Here is a 4,812-nt window from a genome sequence, read left to right as displayed (position 1 = left end):
CGAAGGGTCCGTGCTCCATACTCAAAGTGCTGGATAGGTGGAAGGGCGGGATGCGAGGCAGAGACAGACCTGTTTTCGTGTCACGCGCACGCACCACGTCGGCACGCAGCTGCAGGTGCAGGTTGTTCTGGTGCTCGGGCGGCGCGGAGGTGATGGGATGCAGCAGGTGGAAGGTGGCCTCCATTTCAGAGCCGATGAACTCAGCGTTCGTGGCCTGATAAATCAGCTCGTTGTAGTTCTCCCCTCCGACCACGTGCACGACGCCTGTCGGGAACTGGCCGATGAAGTTTCTGTAGCGATTGTAATAGCCGCCAACACTGCCGGTGACCCAGCCGATGCGCTTCCGCACATTCAGATCAAAGCCCAACGATTTTTCCTGTTGGAGGTTGGGATCGCCGATTTCGAAAGCGCCGGTGGCGGCATGGGTGCCGTTGGCAAACAGCTCCTGATACGTAGGGGCACGCTCCGCACGGTTGATGGTGAATGCGACGGCGTATTCATCGTTCGGAGTGAAGACAATGCCCACCGAGCTGCTGAGATTGTCAAACCGCCGTGCCAGTGCGGGACCAAAGGCGGCGCTGTTGAGCGATTCCACTGTGATGTGGTCGTAGCGTCCGCCGAACTGGAAACTCAGCGGCCCGCGGCTGATGTCTTCATAGAGAAAAACGGCATCCGCCTGCGTGATGGTCGATGGCAGAAAGGCCTCATCTCCGGAGGTGCTGAACTCGCTGCGGTCTGACTGATAGCCGACCACGCCTTCCATCCCGGCGATTTTTTCATGCTTCACCTCCACACGCGCATCATAGCCATTGTTCTTGAAGAGGGTGCCCGGTATGCCGCCGTCATACTCAGTGTGCTGGTAGCGGGAGGTGGCAATCTTGTAGTTGATCTCCTTGATGAGCGGCAGCGGCTTGTAGAACGCACCGCGCACGTCAAGACGCTGCTGATGCATGTCGATGACGACATTCTGCTCGGCAGGAGAGCCGTAGTTGGTGTGGAATTCAGTCCACGCGAAGCCAAAATAACCTTTGTCCCAGATGTAGCTCAGACCGCTGGTCACACCTTCTGAACGCAGGTTGCTGTTGGGCATGATCTTGCGGGTTTCGGTCTCACCTGGAGGCAGCGGATTGATGGTCTGCTCGTTTGTCGTGCGAGCATTGCCGGGGATGCGGAAGTCCTCAGCGGCACGCGTAAAGGACTCAACATGAAAGGCTAACCCTTTATATCCGCCTTCGACCATGACGCTTGAGAGATAGCCGTTGTCCACGGAGCTGTAGCGCCCGTTCAGCGCTCCGCGGATTGTGCCGTCCAGCTTTTCATCCACGATGCGGCCATCGATCGAATTGACGACACCGCCGATGGCGTTCGAGCCATAGAGCAGTGTTGCAGGACCACGCACCACTTCGACGGACTTCAGGTTGGAGGTGTCAAAGCTTACTGCGTGATCCACGCTGGTGGCGGAGGCATCGATGGTGTTGAGGCCGTTTTGCAGGATGCGGACGCGGTCGCCATCCAGGCCGCGGATGATGGGACGGCTGGAGGCTGGACCGAAGTAGGAACTGCTGACGCCGGGGAGGCGGGCCAGGGTTTGGCCGAGGCTGGGTTCGATGGCGAGGGTCAAGTTTTGGCCGCTTAGGATGGAGGCGGCCTGGGCTTGCTGGAACAAGGGGCGGTTTAGAGGAGCTGTAATTACCATTTCATCCATAGGAATTTCTTCCTCCAAGCTGACGGATTTGCGGACGGCCTGCTGGATTCTTGTGTCGGATTCAGCAAAACAAGCGCCCCAGGCAGGGAGAATGAGAAGCATGATCAGAGGAAGTTGGCGAGATATAGTGCAAGTGTGTTGCATGATTCTGGGTCTATATGCAAACTGATTGCAATTGCAAATCATTTGTATTTTCAATTTCGTATCCTAGTTTTTGCTTATGAAGCTTTTTCTCCGCTCACTTGGTTTTCTGGCTGCCACACTTCCGTGCTTTGGCGCCACCAAAGTCGCCACGCTGCATCCCATTCTGGCTGATCTCGCCCGGCAGGTGGGTGGTGCGAATGTGGAGGTGGTTGAGATTCTGAAGCCGGGGGCTGATGTTCATCACTTTGAACCGGCACCCAAAGATCTGGCGGAGATGCGTGGTGCCAAGCTGCTGCTGGCTTCTGGCAAGGGGCTGGAGAGCTTTCTCGACAAACTGCGCGACAGCTTGGGAGCGGGTGTGAAGCTGGTGGAGGTGGGGGCTAAAATTCCTTCCATTCCTTTTGTGGAGCATGAGCATCATCATGAGGGCAAGGAGGAGGAGCATGAGGATCATCACCATGGCTCGGAAGATCCGCATTGGTGGCACAGCGCTGAGAACATGAAGCGTGCGGCGCGTATTGTGGCGGATGAGCTGAGTGCGGTTGATCCTGCGAATGCGGCTGCGTATGCGGCTGGGGCGAAGGCTGCTAGCAAACGTTTTGGTGAACTGAAAAGCTGGGCGCAGAAGGAGATTGCGAAGATTGATCGGAAGAGCCGTCAGCTTGTCACGGCGCATGCGGCTTTTGGTTACTTCTGCAAGGAGTATGGGTTTGAGCCGCTCTCGGTGCTAAGCATTGGGCGCAGTGATGACTCGTCTTCCAAGCACATCGCGGAGACGATTGAGGAAATCCGTGAGCATGGGATCAAGGCGATCTTTCCTGAAGATCAGGCGAATCCGAAGGTGCTGGCTGAGATCGCGCGCAGCACGGGTGTGAAGATTGGTGAGCCGCTGATTGCGGATGGTACGGCGAAGGTGGCGCATACGTTTGAAACGATGCTGGCACACAATGTCCGCGCCATCGTCGCGGCACTGGCTCCTGCTCCTGTGAAATAAGCCATGCGTGGTTTTCCGCCCATTCAGATCTTCCTGCTCGCCCTCACGTTCATCGTGCTGGCGGTGCCGCTGAGCCATCTCACTGGTACGGTGAGTCAGGCGAAGACTGCTACGGCGAAGGTTGAGGAATCGCAAAGTGTGAAGACTTTGCTGCGGCTGCGCTATGCGCACAAGCCGGTGACGTTGAGCGTGAAGATTGCTGACAAGGAATTGATTGCTGAGATTGCAGGCTCGCCCATTGAAGTGCAGACCGCCCTGCCCTCTGTGAAGGATGGTGTGGATGTGTTTTTGAGCGCCACCTGGGCGGACGGAACGCCGGATACTTCGATCACGCTGGAGCTTGAGCCGGATGGCTTTGCTTCGCGCAGTGAGACGCGCTGGTCTTCGGCGGGCAGTCTGGATGAAGTCCTCACCTTTGTATGGAAATGAGTACCGCCGTTCCCCATGTCCATACCAAGGAGCACGTCTGCTGGGGCGGAGGTTGCGAGCATACGCAGCATCACCGGTTGGAAGTCGTGGATCTCAGTGTGCAGTATCAGGAAGTGCGGGCGTTGGAGAAGATCAACTTTGCGACGGAGTGTGGGCGCAGCATGGCACTGATTGGCCCCAATGGTGCGGGTAAGAGTACGTTGTTGAAATCGCTTGCGGGACTCATTCCCGGTGGTGGCGGCAAGATTTTGTGGCGTGGCAAACCGTTGACGCGGAGCAGCCATGAGATCGCCTATCTGCCGCAGCGGGGGGATGTGGACTGGAATTTTCCCATCACGGTACGTGGCTTGGTGGAGATGGGGCGCTATCCGAACCTTGGATGGTGGCGGCAGTATTCGCGACATGATGCCGAGATCGTGGAGCGGGCGCTGAAAAGCATGGAGCTGTGTGATTTGGAGGATCGCCAGATCAGCGCGCTTTCTGGTGGGCAGCAGCAGCGGGCGTTCATTGCACGTGCGCTGGCGCAGGAGGCGCATGTGCTGCTGCTGGACGAGCCGTTCACGGGACTGGATAAGCCGGCGCAGGAAAATCTGAGCCGGTTGTTTAAAGAGCTGACGGCTGAGGGGCGGCTGCTCATTGCGAGCCATCACGATCTGCAAACGGTGACGGGCAACTTTGATGATGTGCTGCTGATTCGCCGGCATCAGATCGCTTTTGGGCCGGTGGCTGAAGTTTTCACGCCGGGTAATATCGCCAACGCGTATGGCAACAGCGAACCGCGAACTGAGTAACGACTCTGCCATGTCCACCTTCACCGATTTCCTCGCCGAACCCATTGCCAAGCGCACGCTGATGGCGTGTTTGATGATCGGTTTCGCCAATGGCTTTGTGAGCGCGTTTGTGGTGCTGCGGAAGGATGCGCTCAAGATTGGGACGTTGTCGCATTCGTTGCTGCCGGGGATTGCGCTGGCGGTGCTGATTGGTGGACTCACGCAATGGAGTGCGTTGGCGGGGGCGATTTTTGCGGCGCTGATTGTGGGGCTGGGGTCGATCTTTTTGTCGCGGACTTCGCGGCTGGATCAGGACACGGCGATGGGCGTGCTGTACACGACGGCGTTTGCGGGAGGCGTGCTGATTTTGAAGAATTTGGACATGAGGCAGAAGCTGGATGAGTGGTTGTTTGGCAGCATCGTGGGGATGGCGGACTCGGATTTGTGGATCGCGTTTGGGATCAGCGCGATTGCGGTGATCACGCTAACGGCGCTGCAACGGCCACTCCTCATCTATCTGTTTGAGCCGAACATTGCGGCGAGTCTGGGAGTGCCGGTGCGGCTCTTGAACTATGCGACGTTTGCAGTGACGATTCTGGTGCTGATTTCATCGCTGCAGGCAGTGGGGTGCATTCTGAGCGTGGGGCTGATGGTGGCACCTGCGGCGACGGTTTATCTGCTGACGAACAATGCACGCACGCTGTTTTGGGGCGGTGGGATCATTGGGGCCGTTGGGTCGGTGGCGGCGTTCTTTTTATCGTATCCGCTGG

5 protein-coding genes are annotated in these 4,812 nt (G+C 57.6%); 4 read left to right on the top strand and 1 reads right to left on the bottom strand.

Annotated features, from left to right (window positions below; genetic code table 11):
* Positions 1–1,807: TonB-dependent receptor (locus ACIREA_RS26855; protein ID WP_397385400.1), on the bottom strand; the 1,807-nt coding region annotated here is incomplete at its 3' end.
* Between the two features lie 118 nt (positions 1,808–1,925).
* Here ACIREA_RS26855 and ACIREA_RS26850 point away from each other — a divergent pair.
* From ACIREA_RS26850 to ACIREA_RS26835, 4 genes are all read left to right on the top strand, one after another.
* Positions 1,926–2,843: a metal ABC transporter substrate-binding protein gene (locus tag ACIREA_RS26850; protein WP_397385399.1), complete on the top strand. Its 918-nt coding sequence runs from the start codon at positions 1,926–1,928 to the stop codon at positions 2,841–2,843.
* A 3-nt stretch (positions 2,844–2,846) separates the two neighbouring features.
* Positions 2,847–3,272 (top strand): hypothetical protein, encoded by a 426-nt coding sequence (locus ACIREA_RS26845; protein WP_397385398.1) that lies wholly within the window; start codon positions 2,847–2,849, stop codon positions 3,270–3,272.
* Positions 3,269–4,063 carry a metal ABC transporter ATP-binding protein gene (locus ACIREA_RS26840; RefSeq protein WP_397385397.1) on the top strand — a complete coding sequence of 265 codons (795 nt, stop codon included), beginning with the start codon at positions 3,269–3,271 and terminating at the stop codon, positions 4,061–4,063. The genes ACIREA_RS26845 and ACIREA_RS26840 overlap by 4 nt, the downstream gene beginning before the upstream one ends.
* 10 nt (positions 4,064–4,073) lie before the next feature.
* Positions 4,074–4,812: metal ABC transporter permease (locus ACIREA_RS26835; RefSeq protein WP_397385396.1), on the top strand; the 739-nt coding region annotated here is incomplete at its 3' end.

The organism is Prosthecobacter sp. (genome assembly GCF_044373815.1).
Lineage (GTDB): Bacteria > Verrucomicrobiota > Verrucomicrobiia > Verrucomicrobiales > Verrucomicrobiaceae > Prosthecobacter.
The sequence above is the reverse complement of the archived record's forward strand: the minus strand, read 5'-3'. Positions and strand labels throughout refer to the sequence as shown.

What these genes read in the sequence shown, in the direction of transcription:
- ACIREA_RS26840 (WP_397385397.1), top strand. Translation starts at nt 3,269, where the DNA reads ATGAGTACCGCCGTTCCCCATGTCCATACCAAGGAGCACGTCTGCTGG.
- ACIREA_RS26845 (WP_397385398.1), top strand. Translation starts at nt 2,847, where the DNA reads ATGCGTGGTTTTCCGCCCATTCAGATCTTCCTGCTCGCCCTCACGTTC.
- ACIREA_RS26850 (WP_397385399.1), top strand. Translation starts at nt 1,926, where the DNA reads ATGAAGCTTTTTCTCCGCTCACTTGGTTTTCTGGCTGCCACACTTCCG.